Genomic DNA, 24,088 nt, shown 5'->3' on the forward strand with positions numbered 1-24,088 from the left:
CATCGCGGTCGCTCAGATCAAACTCCACAAAACCGTCGGTGTCGTCGTCGCATTCCTCCAAGGCCATTGGCATGTTCGCAACTGGATTGCCCAATACCTCTAGTTCTAAGGTGGTGACTGCATAACAATTTGTAGCAGCGTCCTCCAAACGAACATAAATTGTTTGGTTATTTTGAGTTGTATTTACATAACCATCAAATATTTCTGCAGTGTCAGTATCTGCTCCAAGCATTGATTCGTGAAAAGACACATCAACTCCTGTTTGTCCATTTAAAATTTCAGTAATCTTAGTTGTAATGTTAAATGGTGCAAAACCATCAGTATCATCATCACAAACCTGAAGTGGAGTTACAGCAACAACATTTGGTAAAGGATTAACTATTACATCGAAAGTAGTAGTACCATAACAATCTGGATTTGCAGGATCTTGGACTCTAACAAATATTGTTTCTGTATTTGGAGTAACATTAGTGTAAATTGTAGGTAAACCACCTACATTATTATCAGCATCGTCTTGGCTAATATGAAAGGATACGTCATAAATGGCTGGATCTTGACCACCTAAAATAGCCGCTTCCTGAGTGCTTAAATCAAATGTTTCAAAACCATCGTTAGTTGGATCATCACATGCCACCATATTATTAGGTTGGTTAGCCAAGGCACTAGGAATAACAATTAAGTTAAACACCGGATTAGCTGAAGCATTGTAACAATTAGAATCCCCAACACTTTCAACTCTCACATATATTGGCTCTGGATTTCCACCGTTGGTATACAGAATTGGTAAAACACCTGTACCTGCATCAGCATCAGCAAAACTTGTATGATAGGTTACAGTAAAATCTGTATCTGGCTGAGGACCTAGTATTCCAAGAGTTTGTGCGCCTAGGTTAAACTCTTCAATTCCATCATTAGACACATCATCACATAATTCTAAATCTGGAACAGGATTTATATCTGGTTGACCTGAAACATTCAATGTAAATGGTAGCACCTCATAACACCCAGAATCTAAATACTCAACCCTAATGTAAATAACTTCGCCATCTGTACCTGAATAGTTATTTAAGTCTACGATTGCTCCAACATCAGTATCTGCATCTGCTTGTGAATTATGGTAAGTAACCACCAAATCGCCAGCATTAGCAGCACTTGCCAGAACAACTGCCGTATTTGTTTCTAAATCAAAAATGTAAGGAGGAACACCTGTATCACAAATAAATAAGTTGTTTGGCGCTTCTGTTACTATTTCTGGTAACACATCGATACATACTTCTTCTGTGTACTCACAACCAAAGTCATCCATCGCTCTATAAGTGTAACAATACTGGCCAGAATTAGGAGGTGTTACTGTAATAATATTTCCGTTAGTGTTTGTTATTGTAGGATCTGCGTCCCAAGCCTCTGAGGTAATAACAGGTGTAAAAGATAATTCTGGTGGTTGAATCGCTGGATCGAAATTCAAATACCACTCAAATATATATCCATTATCAATCGATAAATTGTCTACAACTCTAATTGTCCAAGTTCCATTTAATTGTGTACCAAGTAAACCATTAAAACTCTCAAATGGTAAATATGTACCAGGCACCCAAGAATTATTAGGTGGATTTGTACCATTAATCTCTGTTGGTGCATCCTCTAATAACACAGAAGCACTCATTGAAAAACAGTATGTCTCGCCTGTTCCTGGTACTAGCGAGTTATCATCATTGGCTCCACCAAAATAAGTACCTCCACCTGCTTGATCAAATAATCTAATTTCTTGTCCACTAGGTCCTTCTATAAATATATCTAAATCACCTGAATAAGAATGTTCCATATTCAAACAAACCTCTATTAATTGGTTAGGGTCTGTTAATGTTTGTGAAGACTCAAAACAATCAACAACTATTGAAGATGTATATTGTTGACCCGATCCGTCAGGTAAAAATGTTTGTTCAGCTACAGGCGGAGTACAGTCATTAATAAACTGAACTGGGTTGACAACACCTGTTATATCTGTACTTTCCCCGAAACATATGGTGTTTTCGGCAGCACCTGTACCAGTAAAATCTGCTTCTGTACCTACTTGAATGACTTGATTTATAAGATTAGTATTGGAACAACCTTCTGGATCTTCAGATGTATTGGTATCTCTAATATTTAAGTTTACAATATAAACACCTGGGTCTGGATATGAAAAAACGGCTGTTTGACCTGTAACTGTATTACCATCGCCTAAATCCCATTCGTATGTGGCACCTGTGCCATCAACTTCAAAAACTCCACTACCATTTAATGTAATTTCTTCATCGGGACACACTCTAATATAACCATCTCCATTTGGCGCCGGAACAGAAGAATCTATTTGAGAATTAATGGACTGGCAAGGAGTTAAACAAGATATATTTGCTGCCCAACCACTTCCACTACCCGAAGCATTGGATATAAATTCAATTGTTATACAACCTCCTGTATTTTCCTCTGTTGCAGAAACTACACCAGGTGAATCACCACCTGAGAATTGACCAAAGGCGTCGGCAGCTGTAGAATCACCATTATATATAGTCATCACATCTGCATTCAACTGAGTGGTAAACTCCGTAAAATCCAATATCACTCTTTGCCCTGGATTTTCAGGACATATTGTTAATACAAAACTTTCGTCATTTCCATAATTTCCAAACTCACCACCAGAATCGTAAAAAACTCCACCACATTGGCTAACTGTCCCATTCTGCATATTAACATCTTGAGCAATCAAAACCGATGAAAATACTATTGTTATTAAAGTTAATAAATACTTCATTGTGTAATTTTTTTAGTGATGTTGAGATTTTATGGTTATAAAATAATTGGTGTTGTCTACCTGATACATCTTGTCTCCTCTAGCATGAAAAGCAAAATTATATTTTAAAGGATTGAAGTTCTTTGGGTCAAACGTTTTATCTCTCTCTAAATCTGAAACAAAACTATTTAGAAGAGGAATCTCTGATAGCTTCTGACAATCTTTTTTATCACTCTCTTTAGAGATGTACTCAATTACTATTCTATTTCTTAACAAATCTTTAACACTCTTTAAACGGAAAGCGTTACTGTAAATGTATTTTTCTGCGTACTCACCATAAACCTCATCTATTTGAAGTCGCTCCTTAGTTGTTAATGGTAAATCTACATTGTCTTTAAACTCAATAACCTTAAGAGGAACTTTGTTATTTTTTTCTTGACCAGATGAACACAACGGCAAGAGTATTAAAATGAAAATTGTAAGAAATTTATTCATAGCTTAACCTTATTTTAAAGTTTGGAAAATTAAGAAAATTTTATAAAAACCATTGTTAATTCGTCAATGATATTAACATTTTAACGGTTTTAGATATATAACAAGTATAATTGTAAAACTCCTACCACTCCTATCCTATTTTTATTACGTATCTTTGCAATTTCTTTTTAAAGATTGATTAATAATTATTTAACTATGAAAATCGATAACGATTTTAACGATATAGACGCTTTGGGCGATAACCACATAGGTTCATCTAGCGATACGCCAATGAGAGATGATGCTTTTGAATTATCAAAAGAAGAAAAAATAGACATTATTAAAGATGATGTAAGACACATCATGGAAACCCTAGGACTAGATCTTACCGATGATAGCCTAAAAGGCACACCAAACCGAGTTGCAAAAATGTTTGTAAATGAAATTTTTGGTGGACTTAACCCTAATAAAAAACCTAGTGCATCTACTTTTGACAATAAGTATAAGTATGGTGAAATGCTAGTAGAAAAAAATATTACCGTTTATTCTACTTGCGAGCATCACTTGTTGCCTATCGTAGGAAGAGCTCATGTTGCTTATATTTCTAATGGTACTGTAGTTGGCCTTTCTAAAATGAATAGAATTGTAGATTACTATGCCAAACGTCCTCAGGTGCAAGAGCGCCTTACCATACAAATTGTAAAAGAACTTCAAAACGTATTGAACACCGAAGATGTTGCCTGTGTCATTGACGCTAAACATTTGTGCGTTAACTCTCGCGGCATAAGAGATATTGAAAGTAGTACTGTGACTTCTGAATTTGGTGGAAAATTTAAAGAAAAAGAAACGCGAAGAGAGTTCCTTGACTACATTCAATTAGACACAAAGTTTTAATTTGTTTCCTCTTACTTTGTTCTTTAGTTTTGTTTAAACATTTTTTGAATTTTACAACATGCCTTTGTACGATACCCAAACTATAAAAATTTACAATTCCTTTTCTGGCGAAAAAGAAGTCTTTAAACCTATAAATGATGGATATGTTGGTATGTATGTTTGTGGTCCGACAGTATATAGCAACGTACATTTAGGAAATGTAAGAACCTTTATGTCCTTTGATGTTATCTTTAGATATTTAAAACATCTAGGATATAAAATAAGGTATGTTAGAAATATCACTGACGCTGGTCATTTAGAAAATGATGCAGATGAAGGTGAAGACCGAATTGCTAAAAAGGCAAGACTAGAAGCTATTGAACCAATGGAAGTGGTGCAACGCTACACTGTAGATTTTCATAACATCTTAAACAAATTCAACTTTTTACCTCCTAGTATAGAACCAACCGCAACTGGTCATATCATTGAGCAAATAGAACTCATTAAAACCATTATAGATAATGGCATGGCATATGTAGTTAATGGTTCTGTTTACTTTGATGTACATAAATACAATGAGACTAAACCTTACGGAATCTTAAGCAAGCGTAAACTCGAAGATTTAATTCATAACACCAGAGCACTTGATGGTCAATCAGACAAGAAAAACCCTCAAGATTTTGCGCTTTGGAAAAAAGCCGAGCCACAACACATAATGCGTTGGCCTTCTCCTTGGAGTGATGGTTTCCCAGGATGGCATTTAGAGTGTACAGCTATGAGTACCAAGTATCTTGGTGAGCAGTTTGATATTCATGGTGGTGGAATGGATTTAAAATTTCCGCATCACGAATGTGAAATTGCTCAGGCTGAAGCTTGTAATAATCATTCACCAGTAAATTATTGGATGCATGCCAATATGCTTATAATGAATGGCAAAAAAATGGCGAAATCTACAGGTAATTTTATTCTGCCTAATGAAATTTTTTCTGGAGACAATCCTCACATCACTAAAGCATATGCACCAAGCGTAGCTAGATTTTTTATGCTTCAGGCGCACTATAGAAGTATTTTAGATTTCACTAATAATGGTTTATTAGCTAGTGAAAAAGGGTTTTATAGATTAATGGATGCTATTAATTTAATTGAAGATTTAAAAACTAGTGAATCATCATCATTTAATATTTCTGAATGGAAACAAAAATGTTATGATGCAATGAATGATGACTTTAATACTCCTATTTTAATAGCAACCTTATTTGACGCTGCAAAGTTTATCAATCAAGTTAAAGATGGTAGCGCAACAATAACTAAAGAAGATTTGGGCTTATTGAAAGAAACACTAGAAAACTTCACTTTTGATATTTTAGGCTTAGTTAATGTTTCTAAAGAAAATACAGGTTCTGACAAGTTATCTGGTGCTGTTGAAATTTTAATTAACCTTAGAAAAGAAGCGAGACAAAATAAAGATTTTGCATTGTCTGATAAAATCAGGGATGAACTCGCAGAAGTTGGTATTCAACTAAATGATAGTAGGGAAGGCACTACATTTACGACTAATTAAAGCCTATCCTAAATCCTTTCCAAAGGAAAGGACTTTACTAAGAATATGAAAAAAGTTCTGATTGCACCGTTTATTTTTTTAATCAAAGTCTATCAAACTTTTATATCGCCAATAACTCCAGCAACTTGCAGGTATCAACCAACGTGTTCTCATTATGCCAAGGAAGCTTTAGAGGTGCATGGTTTTTTTAAAGGAGGTAAATTGGCATTAAAACGGATTTTTAGTTGTCATCCTTGGGGAGGTAAAGGATTTGACCCAGTACCTAAAAAGGATGACAACTAAAAATTTTGCTATCGCGCCAGCTCGCCCATTGACTACGTCGAATCTTCGATTTCGTTAAAAATGTACACTGTACATTTTCTTAACACTCTGTCGCCTTGGGGCGGTAAAGGTTATGACCCTGTACCTCCAAAAGAAGATTAATATTACGTTAATCCTATTTTCTCTCCCTAACAAAATCTTATATTTACAGCGAAAAGATTATAAATATGCATGCATTAAAAATATATTGGGATCCTATAAAATCTATTGATTTAGGCTTTTTTGAACTTCATTTCTACAGCCTTATGTGGATAATAGCCTTTATCTTAGGGTTTCAAATCACCAAGCGTATCTGGAAAAATGAAAATCAATCTAACGAGTCTTTAGATTCTTTGTTTATATATTCCGTTTTAGGAATAATGATTGGTGCGAGATTAGGCCATGTCATTTTTTACCAACCAGAATTATTTGGAGAAGACTTTTTCAGCATCTTTTTACCATTTAAGTTTAAAGGTGGTTTTGAGTTTACCGGTTTTCAAGGCCTAGCTAGCCATGGTGCTGCTATTGGTATGATAATCTCAATGTATCTATTTAATAAAAAAGTATTAAAAAAATCCATCTTATGGATACTAGACCGTGTAGTTATTGCCACGGCACTTGGTGCAGTGTTTGTAAGAATAGGGAATTTTATTAATTCAGAAATTATAGGAAAATACACTAACAGTGATTTTGGTGTCGTATTTAGACAACTTGGCGAAACAGAACCAAGACATCCTGCGCAGTTATACGAAGCATTTTGCTACATATTTGTATTTATCACTTTACTTTATTTCTACTGGAAAACCAATAAATCTAAACAAGAAGGTTTCTTATTCGGATTATTTTTAGTCTTCCTTTGGACTATACGATTCTTTGTTGAATTTGTTAAAGAAGCTCAGGTTGATGAACGCGCAGAATGGGCTTTAAATACCGGACAGTGGTTAAGCATACCTTTTATGTTAATTGGGTTATACTTTATGTTTGTCTACAAACCAAAAAACAAGATTGCTTAATGAGTTATAATCGTTTTATAAGATTTTTAATCCTTATTTTTTCTTTGGTTATGTTTTTCAATTGTAAAAATGAAAAGCATGCTACTTCGGGTGATAAAGTAGAAGTTAGTTTTAAAAAGGAAGGTATTTTACATCTCAAAAAAGCAAGTTCAGATTCTGTTATAAAAACTTTAGATATAGAACTTGCAGATGATGACTACGAAACGCAGACAGGTTTAATGTATCGAAATAAGCTTGGTATTAACCAAGGTATGCTGTTTGTATTTCATAATGAGCAAATCCGAAGCTTTTATATGAAGAACACTAAAATCCCTCTAGATATTATTTACATAAATGAGGCACAAGAGATTGTAAGCTTTCAGAAGAATGCTAAACCATTTGATGAAACATCCTTACCTTCTGAAGCGCCTGCCAAGTACGTTCTAGAAATTAATGCTGGTCTGTCGGATGAATGGGAGTTAGAAGTTAGTGATAAGATTGTTTTTGAAGTAACAAACTAATGATACCCTAGCTTAGTCACCATTAAAGTTACACATCCTAAGACTATTAGGACGTAACTCAACTTTAGCTTAAAATTACTACATAAAAATAATCCACAACTTGCAAGCATTGCCATAAAAGCCGTTTCGAGCCTAGTAATTAATATACCTAGAATCATTAAGACCAATAGTATGTGTACCCATGCTCTTTTTGGTTTCCAAAGTATGGCCATGGCAACTATAAATTCAAAAGCAATAGTTATTTTGGCAAAGAGTAAACTTACATAACCAATATTTGGAGTTATATTTTTAAAAACAATGGTTTGCCCATCATTGGGATTGGTTTCCCATAGATTCAAATAACTTTCAGAATTACTTTGCACAATATCTAAACTTTCAGGGAAAAATTTCATTATAAACTGAAATAACGCACCCTTATTAATCATGAAGTAGTAAAAATTACCACTTGTAAACTGATCTGACATTAGTTTTTGCACTATCGAAGTTAGAATAACAATTACTAGTATTATTTGAATGTTTTTTTGAAGAACTCCTTTATGCTGATGATACATATAAGCTATTACCGAAAGCACTACAAATGTTATCATAAAATGATGATTAGCAACCCAGAAATAAGAATGCCAAAAATCACACAAAAGAAGTGCTAAAAAAACCAGCCAAATGATAGGGTGTTTTGTTTTATCACGTAAAAAAAACCAAATGAGCAACCCTAAAAAAAGTATAGGCACTTTCCATATACTATTGAATTGAGACATAATAAAAACATAAACACCAAGTATTAAAAGTAACATTTGTATTGCCACCTTGTTACCTTCATAGAGTTTGGACTTTATATCTTCTAAATATCTCATGGATTTATGTTTTTTAAATAAACCTCATCAATCAAAACCCTAGTATAAAGACCACTTTTTGAATCTATCTTTGGCTTCCATATCTGCATGTGAATACTGTCTCTCTGTGTTTTTTTTAAGACTAGTTTAGCGACTTTCTCTAGATGATTATTATTAGGCATTAATCTGAGAAGCTTAAAAGCTTCTTTTATATCCATGTCTTTCTCTAGTGAGTCTACAGATATACCATCCTGAATATAAATTTGGTTATGGGAGTAATGAATCTCCGTATACATTCCATATCCACCACCTTTCCATCTGCTTAGCTGCTTGGTATGTACTAAAAAAAGCTGTACTATAATTACAATAACCATAAAAGCTGGTATGGTATAATTAAGCAATTGTCTTTTAATAGTATCGTTCATTTCTTATGATTCTTTTACTAAAATAAGGAAACTACATTCATTTTTCTATAGGTTTTAATTGTTAAGCCACCAAAAAATGATATATCTTAGAGAACAATTTTTAATCATTAACTGCATGAAATCATTTAAAAATCTTTCAATTTTAATTCTATCCTTAGTTTTATTCTGTTCTTTTTCACTTAAAGATTCACCTTCTTATGTAGGCAAATGGAAAGGGGAAGACAAAGGTGATATAGGCTATATAACACTTACAAAAGACGGTTATGCTTTGTTTGAATTTGATGGCCAAGTAATGGGCGGAAAATCTTTTGTGAGAGACGGTGTTGAAGCATCTATGCAATACGAAGTAGAGAAAAAAGACAATTATTACAACCTGGATATCATAGTTAAAAAAATTGAAGATGATGAAACTATGGGAACACTACAAGGCATTTTTAGGATGAATTCTGATACAGAAATGATTTTGGCTCTTGGTTTTGATGGATCTTCACGACCAACTAATTTTGAAACCGATCAAATCACCTTGAAAAAGGTGGACTAAAAAAAAACAAAAAGCCTTTCTTTTCAGAAAGGCTTTTTCGTAAATAAATTAATATTAAACTATTTCTTCATTATTTTCCTTACTTCTTTTAAACCAATTGTTTTGTTAGATATTTCTATAAAATATTGCGCCTTCACGAGATTATTTAAATATTCTATCTTGATTTCTTTTTCATCACAATCATGAACTTGACGATAAACTTGTCGACCACTTAAATCATAAATAACGACATCTACCTTAGATCCAACCATTTGTTCTGGCAAACTCAAAACAATAACGTCCTTGAATGGGTTTTGCAAAATTTCTATAGTTTCTAATCTAAAATCATCTAAGCTTAATAGATTACCATCAACACCATCACAATTTTCATCAACACCATTCCCTTCGGAGTCATCAGCATCAGGATTTACCGTATTGTTTGTATCATTACAATCTAAACCGTTTACCACATATCCAAAAGGAGGAGTATCCGAACAGTCTTCAATTGTGCTATTAGGATCTCCGTAACCATCGCCATCTAAATCCTCATAGAACGTTGTTGGTGGTTGACCTTCAGCTGTCATAGTCACACAGACTTCTTCAGTATACTCACAACCAAATTCATCTACAGTTCTAAAGGTGTAACAATGCTCACCCTCAGATTCTGGTGCAACAGTAATAATGTTACCGTTTATTTCTGTAATACTAGAATCAGTATCCCATGATTGAGAAATTATCTGAGGCGTATATTCATAATCTTGTAATTCTAAACTTGGGTCAAAATTAAGTTCCCAAGAAAAAATATAGCCATTATCTATTGAGAGGTTATCTACAATTCTAATGCACCATTCTCCATTTAATGGACTACCTAATAGCGCATCAAAATTTTCGTAAGGTAAATAAGTACCTGGCACCCATGAATTATTTGGAGGATTAGTTCCGTTAATTTCAGTTGGTGCATCAGCTAATAAGGTAGTTGCACTCATTGAGAAGCAATAATCTTCACCAGTGCCAGGGTCTAATGTCTGATCATCATTTGCACCACCAAAATATGTACCACCACCTGCTTGATCAAACAATCTAATTTCCTGACCATTTGGACTTTGAATAAAAATATCTAAATCACCTGAGTAAGAATGCTCAATATTCATGCAAATATCAATAATTTGAGAGACATCTGTTAGCACAGCATCGTCAGCAAAACATGTAACATTGATACATGTACTATAAGCAACACCACTACCATCTGGCAAAAAGGTTTCCACGCTCTCTGGTGGAGGACAATTATAGAACAATAATAAAGGATCAGCTACACCCTCAATTGTCGTTGCACCACCAAAACACAAAGTACTATCATCTGCCTCTGTACCTGTAAAGTCTGGAGCTCCAGAAACCCTAATTACTTGATTAATTGAATTTGTATTTGGACATCCATCCATAAAATTATCCATGTTTGTATCTCGGATATCTAAATTCACCAAATAAACACCTGGTTGGTCGTAAGAGAAATTAATATTTTGGCCGTTTAATAAATTTCCATCTCCCAAATCCCATGTATAAGTTGCTCCCGTTCCATCATTTTCAAATATTCCACTTCCACTTAGGCTAATTAAATCACCTGAACAAACTTCTATTATACCTTCTGCATTTACTATTGGATTGGTTGAGTCTAAAACTGCAGTAATATCCTGACAAGGATTGGCACAAGAAATTTCTGCTTGCCAACCTGAACCGTTTCCAGCGTTGTCAGAAGAAAATTCAATAGTTAAACAACCACTTGTATTATTAAAACTTGCAAAAACTAATCCAGGTGAAGAAGGCCCAGAATAGGAGTTTATGATATCTGATGTTACATCTGGTCCATCATAAATGGTCATTACATCAGAATTAAGTTGTGTAACAAAATCATAAAAATCTAATCTAGTACGCTGTCCGTCTTCTTCAGGACATATTGTCAATACGAAATTTTCGTTATTACTATAATTGGAAAATTCCCCTCCAGAGTCATAAAATATTCCTGAACATGAAGTGACAGTTCCGTTTTGCATAAGTACATCTTGACTAAAAACTGAAAATGAAATCCCTAATAAGAGGATGGATACTATTTTTTTCATAGGATTGATTGGATTAGTGATTCTAGTAGATAATATAAGACTTTTATACCTTACTCTCCATTTAGATAGATAAAGTGTAAAATGGTTGCGTCTAAAAACAAAAAAAGCCTTTCTGAAAAGAAAGGCTTTTTGTTTTAATATATAAGAAATCAGAGATTTACTCTTCGTCTTCTTCTTTTACTTTTTTCTTTAAAGATTCTGCAGCGTCACCTTTTTTAGCTGTGTCATACATTAAAGGTGTTGCTATAAACATAGAAGAATATGTACCTACTAGCACACCTATAATTAATGCAAACAATAATCCTCTTAATGATTCTGCACCAAAAATGAACATTGCCAATAACACTACCAAAGTAGTTACAGAGGTGTTTAATGTTCTGCTTAATGTACTGTTAAGAGATGCGTTTATTGTCTTGTCAAACTTCCAAGATGTATGTTCATTTAAGAACTCTCTAATTCTATCAAACACAACTACGGTATCATTTAGCGAGTAACCAATTACTGTTAAGATTGCCGCAATAAATGCTTGGTCAATTTCCATACTAAATGGCATAAACTTCCATGTTAATGAGAAGATACCCAACACAATTAAAACGTCATGGAATACTGCTGCAACTGCACCAAGTGAGAATTGCCATCTCTTAAATCTAAATAAGATATAAAGGAATACGACTACTAAAGATCCTAAAACTGCCCAGAAAGATGACTTCTTAATGTCATCTGCAATTGTAGGACTTACTTTACTAGAAAGCATTTTACCAATTTTAGCTTCACCTGAGCCATCTTGGAACTCCGAATAAGTCATACCATCTGGTAGGTAAGGCTTAAGTGCTTCGAACAATTTAGTTTGCACTTCTTCATCAGCTTCAACCGAATTATCTTCCACTTTATATTTAGTGGAAATCTTTAATTGGTTTGCTGCACCAATAGTTTTAACTTCTGCACTACTGAAAACGTTAGGATCATTAAGAACACTTGTTATTTCCTCTGTACTTACAGGTTGCTCAAAGCGCACTTGGTATGTTCTACCACCAACAAAATCGATACCTTGATCTAATCCTGTTGTGAATAAAGACCCTAAACTAGCTAGAATTAATACGCCAGAAATAACATAAGCAATCTTACGTTTCTTTAAGAAATCAATATTTACATTCTTAAATAAACCTTTAGTCATTGCTGTTGAGAAATCTAAGGTACCACCTCTATTTACCCACCAGTCTATTAATAAACGCGTGATGAAAATTGCGGTAAATAACGATGTTAAAATACCAATGATTAACGTTGTTGCGAAACCTTTAATAGGTCCTGTACCAAATACAAATAAGATTAATGCTGTTAAACCAGTAGTGATGTTAGCATCTAAAATTGAAGATAAAGCATTTGAGAAACCGTCTTTAATAGACTCTTTTTGTGACTTCCCTTTTGCCAATTCTTCTCGTATACGCTCAAAGATAAGTACGTTAGCGTCTACCGAAATACCAATGGTTAAAACGATACCTGCAATACCTGGTAAGGTAAGCACAGCACCTAAACTTGCTAAAACACCAAAGATTAATAAAATGTTTAACAATAATGCAACATCTGCAGCAAGACCTGCTTTACCGTAATAGAATACCATCCATAATAAGACAAACACTAATGCTATGATAAAAGATTTCATTCCACTATCAATAGCCTCTTGTCCTAAAGAAGGGCCTACTTCATCTGCCTGAACAATCTCAGCAGATGCTGGTAATTTACCAGCTCTAAGTACGTTAGCTAAATCCACTGCTTCATTCAGCGAGAATGCACCTGAAATTTGAGATCTACCACCAGCAATACCTTCTGGTTGGTTTCTTACACTTGGTGCAGAATACACTATGTCATCTAGTACTATAGCTATGAATCCATTTTCTTGATTGGCTCTTTTAGTTATTTCTTGCCATTCTCTTGCCCCTTTAGGATTCATTTGCATGCTTACCGCAGGTCTGCTTAGTTCGTCATAATCTTGTCTTGCATCTGTAATAACAGCACCACTCAATGGTGGTACACCATCTCTGTTACTCTTTATAGCATAAAGCTCAGAGAACTCAGAATCTTTAGACTGTATACCCCAAACAAATTTTGCATAACGCATCTCTGCTGGTAAAAGTGCTCTATTTTTTGGGTCATTAAGTGCTTCTAATACTTTCTTTTTATCCTTTGCTAAAAATGTTGCAATCATTGGTCCACCACCTGGACCTTGAATACCTAACGGATTAACATCTGCAACATTAGTAGTGTCTGTTTCTATTTGCCCTGTTAACTCGTCAATAGTACTTGTTGTTGTATCTTGCTCTACTTCTTCTGTAGCTTCAGCAACTTCGTCTTCGTTTTCTTTTTCTTTAGCTGCTTCTACCAATGCTTGGTTTACCTGAAATACATAAGGCAACATTTCTTCTGCTTTGTAAGTATCCCAAAACTGTAATTGTGCTGTTTTAGTAATAATATCTACGACACGCTTCTTATCTCTTGCACCTGGCAATTCTATCAATATACGACCAGAGTTTCCTAAACGTTGAATGTTTGGAGATGATACACCAAAACCATCAATACGATTACGCAATACCTCAAATGCAGAAACTATTGACTCATCTATTTTCTTTTCTAAAATGGTTTTAACCTCATCGTCTGACATATCAAATTTGATGTCATCACTTAAGTCTCTGTTTGCAAAAATATCTGGAGATGCTAATTTAGTATCACCTTTAATAGCATCAAATGCTCTAAAAAATGACTCTAAATACGACTCTTGTGCGTCTTTTTGTAACTCTTCTGCATCAGCTAGTGCTTTATTAAAAACAGGGTCTTTACTATTGTTCGCCAATCCTTTCAAGATGTCTTTTACAGAAATCTGAATAATAGCATTAATACCACCTTTAAGGTCTAAACCTAATTTCATGGCATTACTTTCAACTTCATTATAAGTATATTGCTGCACGCCTAACATATTGTAAACTTCTATAGACTCATAATTGTCTCCAACCTGAACTTTAGAAGTTTTTAAAGAATCTAAGTAATTAATCTCTGCTTGAGTTCTTAAATCCTGATAACCATCTACTGTTTCATCGTACTTTGCTATGGCTGCTTGCTTTGCCTCATCTTCAATTTGGTTGGCCTTAAATGTAAAAGACAATTGGTAAATACTTACCAAACCAAATAGTAGTGCAAACAGTTTAATTATTCCTTTGTTTTGCATTTTGTTTTGTTTTACGTCTAATTTTTAACGCGCAAATATAGAATTTACCGTATAATCAGACAATTGATTTTTTATGTTATAAATTATTTTTTTGTGTCTTTTGATTGATTCAAAAGTGAAATGGAAAGTGCTGGAATTACTTTATTTTAATTCCTTAAGCTAAAGGTCCTGCTCTAACTTCTGGTATGCAATACGTTTTTTTACCACTTATGCCATATACAGAATCATTAATTTTAAAAGCTGTTTGTGTGAGTTGATTTATAGCATCAACTTGGTTTAAATAGCCTGAAACAACTTTTTTTATTGTATTAAATCGATCTGTTTTTTGATTGTGTTCTGTAATTTGAACTCTATCAAAATCCCAGTCGTTAGTTTGACTATCCTTTTTTATTTCAGACACATTAAGTTTGTAGTCCTTTACAATTTTAGTGTCGGAATTTTTATTCGAAGTGTTTGAATCTATTCCGAACAAAAGGTTAAAATCACTATTGTCGGACAGAATTTGTTCTATACTTTGAGCATCAGTAGCGCTGTAGTATGCGATTTTAAAACTTCCTGAATCGTCATAACGTATTACAAAATTTTCGGCACCTATTTTATGTAGTTTTTGCTGAATATCCTGAAGCGCATTTTGCACTTCAATTTTGGTAACGTTTACATCAGAAAACTGAACAGTAATCTCTTGATTAGGAGTAGCAGGAGTTTCTATAAACCTTCCTAAAAAAGCTAATAGAACTATTATAATACCAAAATGTAATTTGGTGCGCATTCGGCAAATATAACAAAAAATAAAGACCGCATTTCTGCAGTCTTTATTTATATATAATTTAATGACCTAAGTCTTATAATTCTAAAAGACCATTTGTCTTTTTAACACCTTCAGCGCTTTCTGCTAAATGTTGCTTTTCTGCATCGCTTAACAGCACATCTACTATTTTTCGATAGATACCATTAACAGATATATCACTAACAAATAATACTCTTCTATTTATAAAATATATTTTTTAAGTAATTTAAATACAATATTTAGCATAAATAATAATGCAACCAAAATAAAGATGTATGAATAACTTATTAAGTAGTATGTTTCGTAAATATTTACATTAAAAAAATAATTTCTTAATAAAAAACCTAACAGAAGTAAAGTAATGATTATAGCTATTTTTTTTGTCATAAAAACAATGATTTTTCGTCTGAAAAAAGCTTATTCACAATTTTGAACAATCATCTTATTTAAACTAGAATTAAAAATTGTCATGCTTGTTCTGTTTATTTCTTCAATAGGAAACACATATTGTAACAATTCGTCAATATAAATAGCAAGAAAATACGTTTCGTTTATTTTTTCAATGCTGAATCCTTTATATGTTATATCCTCTAACGTCTTGGAATCTGAATTAGAAGATTGCTTTATTTTTAATTCTTTATTCTCATCAACATATAATTCTAAACAAGATATTTTCATTTTAATGTCATCTTCATTTAAATCGGTATCAGTTTCCTCTATTTTAAAATACTTCATCATTAAACTCTTATCTGGATTAGTATTTAATAGAATGACATTGTCACTAAGGAATTCAAAATTAGCTTTAACTCCGGAAGGATAAGTAATAAAATTGTTAGATACCACAATTGAAGTCGAATCAATAGGTCGATTAAAATCATAACTAATCATCTTGCCTTCTTTGAACTCAATCACAGGAATAGTAGGTTTTGACATTACGTTTATTCCTTTCATATGTATCCATTTTCCTTCTAATTCTTGTGCATTTAATAATATGTTTGCTATTACAAATACTGAGAATATGATTTTCTTTATTATGTTCATTTTAATTTGTCTATTTTATAGTTTTCATTTCCAACTATCTGAGGAATTTCATTTATCATATAATTATAAGGAAGAAATTTTGAAAAAAATACACCTCCTAGACGGCAATTGAAATTATTAAAACCACTCATTGTAACTTTTAACTTATCAATATCCATAGCATCCAATGCAAAAGGTAAAAATAAAACACCATTAAATTTATTATTTATTAGATTTTCAATAAATTTAAATTCTTCATCAAAAAATCCATCAGTAGGTGAAACTACTAAAACATCTATTTTTCGATTGATATAATTTTTAGGGCTATTGTTTTTCACCTGTATTTTTGGCTCTTCACTAATATATGCAATATGAATAGAGAAAACATTAAGTATTAAGCTTACATAAAAATGTAGTTCAATAACTTGGTTACCTTTCTTTCCTAACTGAACATATCCTCCATAATTTGGTGTCGTCCCAAACGTTGCACCAACAACTGGTAACTTTAATTCTTCTTCAACTGCTTTGCAAAAGCCTTGAACCCAAACATGGTTAAAAACTTTTTTATTAACAATATATTTTTGTATCAGCTTATTATTTATCTCTTTTTTTTCCTTATGGAGAAATCCATCCTCAAGATTATAATTTATGTTTAGTATACTATAAATCTTTGGTGCAATAGATTTAAGTTTCTCTATATTACTTTCAAATCTTTTTCCCATTAATCATCATTTATACAATAAACAGCCTCGTTTGTAGGAACGTTATCACATGGTGCTGAACTAAAAGAAGAACCTGATTGCTCAATTATTAATTCTTCGAGTAAAAATTCTTTAAACAAAAGAGTTGCTGTAATACTATTATATTGTAAAGGGTTTCCTCCAACTTCGTCAAAAAGCCTAACCTTAGAGTCTTCCCACGCACTATTAAATGCATTAGAAGCTCCAATGGTAGAAAGATATGGGATGCTTACACAAATTTCATTCAGATTAATATCAATAACATCATAAGTACTCACACTAGTTTGGACATAAAATTCAATGTGTAAATTTGAAATATTAGCATATTGAGAATTTCCTATTTGAGTAAAGTTATAATTGCCACATATTACAGTTAAACTTTGTTCTTCATTAATACACTCTTCAAGATCATTCCCTTCAGCCACACACTCACAGACTTCTTGGCTGTTGCCACCTAATTGGCAATCTATAGCATCTACATCACAATCTCCATCTTTATCTTGGTCAATTATATCTTCAGGTAATTCACACTCTTCACTACCGCCAACAATAACAGTTATAGATTCTTAGTCGGATGGTGAGCCAGTATCAGATGGATTTTGCCCAAGATCATCATCAGGATCTGTATTTACAGGATCGTTTGGGTCATTGCCAGACCAGCCGTCATCCATGGTCATACAACTGTAATAAGGGATCTGTACGTCTCTAAAACCATCAGAACAACCTTGCGGACTACAATTGCCAGGCAAATGATCCATACAGTAACAAAGTGACAGGGTTTCGTAGGTAACAAGTACTATACCATCACAGTCCCAAGGGTATTCTGGACTAAATTCTGATGGTAAACTCTCTTCGCCTGCACCACCTTCGTGGTCAAACACCCAAGTAAGGTCTGTTACACTATTTGTAGGATTGTTGAAATCACCATCTCCAAAGGAAGTAATGGTGCCCTCAAAAGGTTGCTTTTTATCGTTCAGCCAATTTTGGGTTGGACTGTATTTGGTAACGAGCATTTTAGATTGTCCATTTTTATCCTCTATGGTAAGGTTGTAAAATGCTGTTGTATCGACCTCTTGTATTATTTTCATGGATTAAGAGGTGTAATCGTCTAGTGTAACTTGTTTTATGACATCAGTATCAATTTTAATGCCTAAAGTATCGAGTGTGTTTCTTCCCTGTAGGTGAGAATCATGAGGCAGTTGCAGATAGTTTTCGATATGCAGGTCGCTTACTAGTCTGTTAAAAGTTTGATTGACTTGGTCATAGGATACGGTTTCTATTTTTGGTATTTTTTGTTTAGAACTTTGTTCTAGAGTAATAGCGTCATCTTTTTGGCAAGCAAAGTAAAGCGTTAGCAATCCTAATAATAGGATTGGAATTAGAAATTTGTTTTTCATTTTTATATTTGATTTATAAGTTACATAATGTAGCTATAAATCAGTTCTAAGAGGGTTGCTAAATTTAGTATATATAAGTTTTCTATCAAAATATAGGACAATAAGTGTTTATATAGTTAAATAAGTGGGAAATAAGTATATTTATAAAATAACATATTTAGTTACTGCCAATATATCAGACGGTTTTTAGATAAAACTACCTTAGCTTTTATCTAATTGATACAAATCATATTGTTAAAGTATGACACTTAAAAATATTGGAAAGATAGAAACTCTAAAAAATTAATTAAATTCAAAAGAAAAGGTGTAAAATCGTAAAAACCTTAAATTTACAATAATTATAACGAGAATGTAATAAAAAATAAAGACCGCATTTCTGCAGTCTTTATTTATATATAATTTAATGACCTAAGTCTTATAATTCTAAAAGACCATTTGTCTTTTTAACACCTTCAGCGCTTTCTGCTAAATGTTGCTTTTCTGCATCGCTTAATGGTACATCTACTATTTTTTCGATACCATTTTTGCCTAAGATTACTGGCACACCAATACAAAGATCGCTCAATCCATACTCACCTTCTAACAATGTAGAACATGGGAACATTTTCTTTTGATCGCAAGCAATTGCTTGTACCAATCCACTAACAGCAGCACCTGGCGCATACCACGCAGAGGTTCCTAACAATTTTGTTAAGGTTGCTCCACCCACCTTAGTATCTTCTTTTACTTGATTTAAGCGTTCTTCTGATAAAAACTCAGAGACTTTAATACTATTTCTTGTGGCATGTGATGTTAATGGCACCATACCTTTATCGCTATGACCACCTATTACCATACCATCTACATCGCTGATTGGAGCTTCTAAAGCTTCAGCTAATCTGTACTTAAAACGAGCAGAATCTAAAGCTCCACCCATTCCTATAATTCTATGTTTTGGCAAGTCTGTAGTTTTGTGAGCTAAATACGTCATTGTATCCATAGGGTTACTCACTACAATTAAAATCGTATTTGGCGAATGCTCAACTAAGTTGGCAGAAACTGTTTTTACAATACCAGCGTTAATACCTATTAACTCTTCGCGAGTCATACCTGGCTTACGAGGAATACCAGAAGTAATAACACAAATATCACTATTTGCAGTTTTTGAATAATCATTTGTACTTCCTGTAATTTTAGTATCAAAACCATTTAAAGAAGCTGTTTGCATTAAGTCCATTGCTTTACCTTCTGCATAACCTTCTTTGATGTCTAATAGAACAACTTCAGATGCAAAATTTTTAATCGCGATGTATTCTGCACAACTTGCGCCAACTGCACCAGCGCCAACTACGGTTACTTTCATTTTATTTTTTATTTAAATCGTTAAAAATGTGACACAAATTTACGGTTTTACAATCTAAATTCCATGATTTATGTCATGTATCTAAAATAAAAAAGCAGCCTTTTCAGACTGCTTTAAGATATATCTAATTTGATTTTATCTGAACCCAAAATTAACACCTACTGAGAAGGCATCAAACTCTGATATGTGATATTCTCCGTTAAGTCTAAAAAATCCTAATTTCAGTTTAAAACCTACTGTACCTCTAACTGCCGAAACATCACTTGATACTGAAAACGGATCTACTATAGTTTGAGAAGTTAAAATACCATCTGTTACCCTATAACTCCCCAATAAATCTGACTCAGATGTACCTTTTAAGTAACCTAAACCTCCGTAAAGATTAAACACAGGCAATTTTGTAGACACTATCATCTGAAACAACCATGTATTTGTCTTGTTTTCTAATCTTTGATTTTCACCTTCTATACCAGAAGATTCCGTAAGATTATATGAACCATCTATATGATTATAAGCCACTAATGCAGATAATGCAACTGGCCAAATCTTATCTGCTGGCAACCATTCTGTAAATTCTAACTGTAGTGCAGCACCATACATATTAAAAGTTACTTCATCTGTATCTATTTTTGGCAAGTAACGTGCTTTGACCTCTATGCCACTTCCTAAACCTACTGCACCTTGTAAAGCCGCAGAAGGAATTAAATTATAACTGTCTTCTCCTATACCTTGAGGCAATTCAAACTCTGCGGTTTGAGATCCAAAAATAGGGTCGTCGTACTCAACTTCAACAAAAATTGAAGGGTCGTTTTCGCCTAAAACAGTTGCTACATTTTGTACACTAGGCCCTGTAACAAACTGAACATTATTATAATCGGCTGCGTTCATACCAAAGCTCTTATCATCATCACCAACTAAAGATGCATTAGCTACTAGCGAAATCTCAAAACCTCCTAATGGTTTGACTTTAGCTGAATTAAACCAATTGGTATTCATACTATGCATAACACCATTGGTTCCAGGCGCTAAATAATCATTAGCAAAACGCTGGGCATCATCTACACCTGCTGCTAAAAGTACATCTATGTCATTTTGAGCTTTTAGAGAAAAAACACATACAAACAAGACCAGAGATAAAACAATTTTTTTCATTTAGGTTAAGTTTATCATTAGTTACAAATATATTAAAATAACGCAAAAAAATGCATTTTGTCGTTATTAATTGCTTTTTATCGTTGTTTTAATTCTATTTTAATAGAATTTAAACCTTATTTAATGTAACTACGTATATAATCGTAATAACTTATTACAATAACCAAATCTTAAAAAAATTAAAATCAAACTATTTACAAGTTCAATACTCCTATTAATTTTTTTCAATTTTGGTGTGTATGCACAAAGCGATGATACAACAAAAACTTCAAACTTTGGAATTAAAGGTGGTTACAATTTAGCTGCTGTAAGTTTTGATGAAGATAGCGAAACTGGTCAACGACATAGCTTTCATGTTGGTTTCTATGGTGAGTCATTCTTTACAGAAAGCATAGCTTTACAAGTAGAGCTTATATACTCACAACAAGGTTACGAGATTGAAAATAATGGAGGTACATTTACACAAAAGCTAGACTACATCAATGTACCATTAATGTTTAAAATGTATCCAGACAAAAACTTTTTCTTAGAAGTTGGTCCTCAGATAGGTTTAGCAATTTCTCACAAAGAAGAATTTGACAGTAGTTTTAATCTATTTGACACTTCACAAGAGTTTGACCCTAATAGTTTTGATTGGGGAGTTAATTTTGGTGGTGGCATTAAAACCAATTCTGGCATTAACTTAGGTGTAAGATACCACCTTGGACTTGGAGATATCTATGAAGAAGGTAACCCTAAAAACAGAGTCTGGCAATTTTCTATAGGATTCGATTTCTAACAGAAACATTAAAGCATAAAAAAAACCGCATAGGAGATTATGCGGTTTTTATTTTTGTATACTGTTGTTAATTATGCATCGATATTTGCATATATAGCATTCTTTTCAATAAACTCTCTACGTGGTGGCACTTCATCTCCCATTAGCATAGAGAATATACGATCTGCTTCTGTACCATTATCAATCTGAACTTGACGCATAGTTCTAAATTCTGGATCCATTGTGGTGTCCCAAAGTTGCTCTGCATTCATTTCACCAAGACCTTTATATCTTTGAATTTTTGAATTCTCCCCAAATTCTGAAATAATAGCATCTCGTTCTTTATCTGACCATGCATATTGTTTTTTAGCACCTTTTTTAACTAAATACAATGGTGGAGTAGCAATATAAACGTGCCCATTTTCTACCAATTCTCTCATATATCTGAAGAAAAATGTTAGAATTAAGGTTGCAATATGACTACCATCAATATCAGCATCACACATAATGACAATTTTGTGGTATCTTAATTTTGAAAGATTTAATGCTCTCGGATCTTCTTCGGTACCAATAGTAACACCCAATGCTGTAAAGATATTTTTGATTTCCTCATTCTCAAACACCTTGTGCTGCATTGCTTTTTCAACATTAAGAATCTTACCCCTTAATGGCAGAATTGCTTGAAAGTTTCTATCTCGTCCAGCCTTAGCTGTTCCACCTGCAGAATCTCCCTCTACAAGATACAATTCACATTTTTCTGGGTCTTGTTCTGAACAGTCAGATAATTTTCCTGGTAATCCGCCAATACTCATCACTGTTTTACGCTGCACCATTTCGCGAGCTTTCTGTGCTGCATGACGTGCTTGCGCTGCTAAGATTACTTTTTGCACAATAGTTTTAGCGTCATCAGGATGTTCCTCTAAGTAATCGGTTAGCATCTCGGAGACTGCTTGTGAAACAGATGCCGAAACTTCACGGTTACCAAGTTTGGTCTTGGTCTGACCTTCAAACTGAGGCTCTGCTACTTTTACAGAAACAATAGCTGTTAACCCTTCACGAAAATCATCACCAGAAATATCAAACTTCAATTTATCTAGCATACCTGATCCATCAGCATACTTTTTAAGTGTATGTGTTAAACCTCTGCGAAAACCAGAAAGGTGTGTACCTCCTTCGTGGGTGTTAATATTGTTTACATAAGAATGTAAATTCTCAGCGTAAGATGTGTTGTAGACCATTGCTACCTCAACAGGAACTCCGTTCTTTTCTCCTTCAAATGAAATAACATCGTTCATTAGAGGCTCTCTATTGCCATCTAAAAACCTCACAAATTCTGAAAGCCCTTCTTCGGAATAGAATGTTTCACCTTCAAAAGAGCCATCTTCCTTCTTGTTACGACGATCTATCAAATGAACAGTAATACCTTTATTAAGATATGCCAACTCGCGCATACGGCTAGCTAGCGTATCGTAGTTGTACTCTAATGTTTGTTGAAAAATTTGTGGATCTGGTTTAAAGGTTACAATAGTTCCTGTTTTGTCAGATTCACCAACTACTTTTACAGGATACATAGTTTTACCACGTTCGTATTCTTGCTCCCATATCTTACCTTCTCTGTAAACGGTAGCCTTTAAATGCTCTGATAATGCATTAACACAACTTACACCTACACCATGCAGACCACCTGATACTTTATATGAGTCTTTATCGAACTTACCACCTGCACCAATCTTAGTCATAACAACTTCTAATGCAGATACTCCTTCTTTTTTGTGAAGACCAACCGGAATACCACGACCATCATCTTCTGTAGTTATAGAATTATCTTCATTTATAGTTACAGTAATATTATCACAATGGCCAGCTAAAGCTTCATCAATAGAGTTATCTACAACTTCATATACCAAATGGTGTAATCCTCTTGTACCTACATCACCAATATACATTGACGGACGCATACGCACGTGCTCCATCCCTTCTAGGGCTTGGATACTGTCTGCGCCATACTGTTTTTTGTTTTCTTCGCTCATTTTATTATTAATAAGATTTAGTTCTAACTTTACAGCAAAAAAGACGCTTGTCGCGTCTCTTTTGAGTACTTTCAAAGATACAAAAAATTAAAGCCTAAACATAGCTTTTTATCGACTTTAAGCAATAATTATCAACAATTGTTAAAAACTTAAAAATGTCTTAAAACGCTTAAAAAGTGCCTTAAATTGGATTTTAATGATTTTTGAACCTAACTAAAAATTGAAATTTAAAAAAGCAGCTTAGAAGTGAAGTTTTGGATGAACCA

Annotated in this window: 22 protein-coding genes and 1 pseudogene; 7 read left to right on the forward strand and 16 right to left on the reverse strand. The window is 33.5% G+C overall.

Annotation, left to right across the window (positions count from 1 at the left end; all coding sequences use genetic code 11):
• Positions 1–2,791: PKD domain-containing protein (locus tag FC091_RS13225; protein ID WP_138434744.1), on the reverse strand; the 2,791-nt coding region annotated here is incomplete at its 3' end.
• 12 nt (positions 2,792–2,803) lie between these two features.
• Positions 2,804–3,265 (reverse strand): hypothetical protein, encoded by a 462-nt coding sequence (locus FC091_RS13230; protein WP_138434745.1) that lies wholly within the window; start codon positions 3,263–3,265, stop codon positions 2,804–2,806.
• 195 nt (positions 3,266–3,460) lie between these two features.
• On the opposite strand from FC091_RS13230, the gene folE reads away from it, so the two are divergent.
• The 5 genes from folE (at position 3,461) to FC091_RS13255 (ending at position 7,491) form a co-directional block, all read left to right on the forward strand.
• Complete coding sequence (gene folE, locus FC091_RS13235) at positions 3,461–4,138, forward strand: GTP cyclohydrolase I FolE (protein WP_138434746.1); 678 nt, start codon at positions 3,461–3,463, stop codon at positions 4,136–4,138.
• A gap of 58 nt (positions 4,139–4,196) precedes the next feature.
• A complete protein-coding gene (gene cysS, locus FC091_RS13240) occupies positions 4,197–5,678 on the forward strand; it encodes a cysteine--tRNA ligase (RefSeq protein WP_138434747.1) in 1,482 nt (493 codons plus the stop codon).
• A gap of 45 nt (positions 5,679–5,723) precedes the next feature.
• The gene (yidD, locus tag FC091_RS13245) at positions 5,724–5,960 is read left to right on the forward strand and encodes a membrane protein insertion efficiency factor YidD (RefSeq protein ID WP_138434748.1); all 237 of its coding nucleotides are present in this window, start codon (positions 5,724–5,726) and stop codon (positions 5,958–5,960) included.
• Between the two features lie 206 nt (positions 5,961–6,166).
• Entirely contained in the window at positions 6,167–6,991 is an 825-nt protein-coding gene (gene lgt, locus FC091_RS13250) for a prolipoprotein diacylglyceryl transferase (protein WP_138434749.1), read from the forward strand.
• Entirely contained in the window at positions 6,991–7,491 is a 501-nt protein-coding gene (locus FC091_RS13255) for a DUF192 domain-containing protein (RefSeq protein WP_138434750.1), read from the forward strand. Before lgt ends, FC091_RS13255 begins: the two co-directional genes overlap by 1 nt.
• Here the strand turns inward: FC091_RS13255 and FC091_RS13260 are convergent.
• Together FC091_RS13260 and FC091_RS13265 are read right to left on the reverse strand one after the other, a co-directional pair.
• Positions 7,488–8,342 (reverse strand): hypothetical protein, encoded by an 855-nt coding sequence (locus FC091_RS13260; RefSeq protein WP_138434751.1) that lies wholly within the window; start codon positions 8,340–8,342, stop codon positions 7,488–7,490. The two genes, FC091_RS13255 and FC091_RS13260, sit on opposite strands and share 4 nt — an antisense overlap.
• The gene (locus FC091_RS13265) at positions 8,339–8,746 is read right to left on the reverse strand and encodes a hypothetical protein (protein ID WP_138434752.1); all 408 of its coding nucleotides are present in this window, start codon (positions 8,744–8,746) and stop codon (positions 8,339–8,341) included. The genes FC091_RS13260 and FC091_RS13265 overlap by 4 nt, the downstream gene beginning before the upstream one ends.
• Before the next feature lie 115 nt (positions 8,747–8,861).
• Here FC091_RS13265 and FC091_RS13270 point away from each other — a divergent pair, with 115 nt between their 5' ends.
• Positions 8,862–9,287, forward strand: coding sequence for a hypothetical protein (locus FC091_RS13270; RefSeq protein WP_138434753.1), 426 nt, complete (start codon positions 8,862–8,864; stop codon positions 9,285–9,287).
• Between the two features lie 59 nt (positions 9,288–9,346).
• Here FC091_RS13270 and FC091_RS13275 read toward each other — a convergent pair whose 3' ends face one another.
• From FC091_RS13275 to FC091_RS13320, 11 genes and pseudogenes are all read right to left on the reverse strand, one after another.
• On the reverse strand, positions 9,347–11,380 hold the full coding sequence (locus FC091_RS13275; RefSeq protein ID WP_138434754.1) for a PKD domain-containing protein: 2,034 nt from the start codon (positions 11,378–11,380) through the stop codon (positions 9,347–9,349).
• 157 nt (positions 11,381–11,537) lie between these two features.
• Positions 11,538–14,597, reverse strand: coding sequence for a protein translocase subunit SecDF (gene secDF / locus FC091_RS13280; protein ID WP_138434755.1), 3,060 nt, complete (start codon positions 14,595–14,597; stop codon positions 11,538–11,540).
• 154 nt (positions 14,598–14,751) lie between these two features.
• On the reverse strand, positions 14,752–15,366 hold the full coding sequence (locus tag FC091_RS13285; RefSeq protein ID WP_138434756.1) for a hypothetical protein: 615 nt from the start codon (positions 15,364–15,366) through the stop codon (positions 14,752–14,754).
• A 73-nt stretch (positions 15,367–15,439) separates the two neighbouring features.
• Positions 15,440–15,535: pseudogene (locus FC091_RS15400) on the reverse strand (malate dehydrogenase); the annotation flags it as partial.
• Between the two features lie 266 nt (positions 15,536–15,801).
• On the reverse strand, positions 15,802–16,425 hold the full coding sequence (locus tag FC091_RS13290; RefSeq protein WP_138434757.1) for a hypothetical protein: 624 nt from the start codon (positions 16,423–16,425) through the stop codon (positions 15,802–15,804).
• Positions 16,422–17,126: a hypothetical protein gene (locus tag FC091_RS13295; protein ID WP_138434758.1), complete on the reverse strand. Its 705-nt coding sequence runs from the start codon at positions 17,124–17,126 to the stop codon at positions 16,422–16,424. The genes FC091_RS13290 and FC091_RS13295 overlap by 4 nt, the downstream gene beginning before the upstream one ends.
• On the reverse strand, positions 17,126–17,569 hold the full coding sequence (locus FC091_RS13300) for a hypothetical protein (protein ID WP_138434759.1): 444 nt from the start codon (positions 17,567–17,569) through the stop codon (positions 17,126–17,128). The genes FC091_RS13295 and FC091_RS13300 overlap by 1 nt, the downstream gene beginning before the upstream one ends.
• Before the next feature lie 141 nt (positions 17,570–17,710).
• The gene (locus tag FC091_RS13305; protein WP_138434760.1) at positions 17,711–18,232 is read right to left on the reverse strand and encodes a hypothetical protein; all 522 of its coding nucleotides are present in this window, start codon (positions 18,230–18,232) and stop codon (positions 17,711–17,713) included.
• Positions 18,233–18,235: 3 nt separating this feature from the next.
• On the reverse strand, positions 18,236–18,541 hold the full coding sequence (locus FC091_RS13310) for a hypothetical protein (RefSeq protein WP_138434761.1): 306 nt from the start codon (positions 18,539–18,541) through the stop codon (positions 18,236–18,238).
• A 415-nt stretch (positions 18,542–18,956) separates the two neighbouring features.
• Positions 18,957–19,883, reverse strand: coding sequence for a malate dehydrogenase (gene mdh / locus FC091_RS13315; RefSeq protein ID WP_138434762.1), 927 nt, complete (start codon positions 19,881–19,883; stop codon positions 18,957–18,959).
• Positions 19,884–20,018: 135 nt separating this feature from the next.
• A complete protein-coding gene (locus tag FC091_RS13320; protein ID WP_138434763.1) occupies positions 20,019–21,035 on the reverse strand; it encodes a DUF6588 family protein in 1,017 nt (338 codons plus the stop codon).
• Between the two features lie 217 nt (positions 21,036–21,252).
• On the opposite strand from FC091_RS13320, the gene FC091_RS13325 reads away from it, so the two are divergent.
• Positions 21,253–21,813: a porin family protein gene (locus FC091_RS13325; protein WP_394344071.1), complete on the forward strand. Its 561-nt coding sequence runs from the start codon at positions 21,253–21,255 to the stop codon at positions 21,811–21,813.
• 71 nt (positions 21,814–21,884) lie between these two features.
• Here FC091_RS13325 and gyrB read toward each other — a convergent pair whose 3' ends face one another.
• Positions 21,885–23,822, reverse strand: a complete 1,938-nt coding sequence (gyrB, locus tag FC091_RS13330; protein WP_138434899.1) for a DNA topoisomerase (ATP-hydrolyzing) subunit B — start codon at positions 23,820–23,822, stop codon at positions 21,885–21,887.
• Positions 23,823–24,088: the final 266 nt, after the last annotated feature.

It is taken from the genome of Winogradskyella algicola (assembly GCF_005869935.1).
Lineage (GTDB): Bacteria > Bacteroidota > Bacteroidia > Flavobacteriales > Flavobacteriaceae > Winogradskyella > Winogradskyella algicola.

Bases quoted from the DNA above. Each gene is read 5' to 3' on its own strand.
- FC091_RS13230 (WP_138434745.1), bottom strand. From the start codon at position 3,265: ATGAATAAATTTCTTACAATTTTCATTTTAATACTCTTGCCGTTGTGT.
- folE (WP_138434746.1), top strand. From the start codon at position 3,461: ATGAAAATCGATAACGATTTTAACGATATAGACGCTTTGGGCGATAAC.
- cysS (WP_138434747.1), top strand. From the start codon at position 4,197: ATGCCTTTGTACGATACCCAAACTATAAAAATTTACAATTCCTTTTCT.
- yidD (WP_138434748.1), top strand. From the start codon at position 5,724: ATGAAAAAAGTTCTGATTGCACCGTTTATTTTTTTAATCAAAGTCTAT.
- lgt (WP_138434749.1), top strand. From the start codon at position 6,167: ATGCATGCATTAAAAATATATTGGGATCCTATAAAATCTATTGATTTA.
- FC091_RS13255 (WP_138434750.1), top strand. From the start codon at position 6,991: ATGAGTTATAATCGTTTTATAAGATTTTTAATCCTTATTTTTTCTTTG.
- FC091_RS13260 (WP_138434751.1), bottom strand. From the start codon at position 8,342: ATGAGATATTTAGAAGATATAAAGTCCAAACTCTATGAAGGTAACAAG.
- FC091_RS13265 (WP_138434752.1), bottom strand. From the start codon at position 8,746: ATGAACGATACTATTAAAAGACAATTGCTTAATTATACCATACCAGCT.
- FC091_RS13270 (WP_138434753.1), top strand. From the start codon at position 8,862: ATGAAATCATTTAAAAATCTTTCAATTTTAATTCTATCCTTAGTTTTA.
- FC091_RS13275 (WP_138434754.1), bottom strand. From the start codon at position 11,380: ATGAAAAAAATAGTATCCATCCTCTTATTAGGGATTTCATTTTCAGTT.
- secDF (WP_138434755.1), bottom strand. From the start codon at position 14,597: ATGCAAAACAAAGGAATAATTAAACTGTTTGCACTACTATTTGGTTTG.
- FC091_RS13285 (WP_138434756.1), bottom strand. From the start codon at position 15,366: ATGCGCACCAAATTACATTTTGGTATTATAATAGTTCTATTAGCTTTT.
- FC091_RS13290 (WP_138434757.1), bottom strand. From the start codon at position 16,425: ATGAACATAATAAAGAAAATCATATTCTCAGTATTTGTAATAGCAAAC.
- FC091_RS13295 (WP_138434758.1), bottom strand. From the start codon at position 17,126: ATGGGAAAAAGATTTGAAAGTAATATAGAGAAACTTAAATCTATTGCA.
- FC091_RS13305 (WP_138434760.1), bottom strand. From the start codon at position 18,232: ATGAAAATAATACAAGAGGTCGATACAACAGCATTTTACAACCTTACC.
- FC091_RS13310 (WP_138434761.1), bottom strand. From the start codon at position 18,541: ATGAAAAACAAATTTCTAATTCCAATCCTATTATTAGGATTGCTAACG.
- mdh (WP_138434762.1), bottom strand. From the start codon at position 19,883: ATGAAAGTAACCGTAGTTGGCGCTGGTGCAGTTGGCGCAAGTTGTGCA.
- FC091_RS13320 (WP_138434763.1), bottom strand. From the start codon at position 21,035: ATGAAAAAAATTGTTTTATCTCTGGTCTTGTTTGTATGTGTTTTTTCT.
- gyrB (WP_138434899.1), bottom strand. From the start codon at position 23,822: ATGAGCGAAGAAAACAAAAAACAGTATGGCGCAGACAGTATCCAAGCC.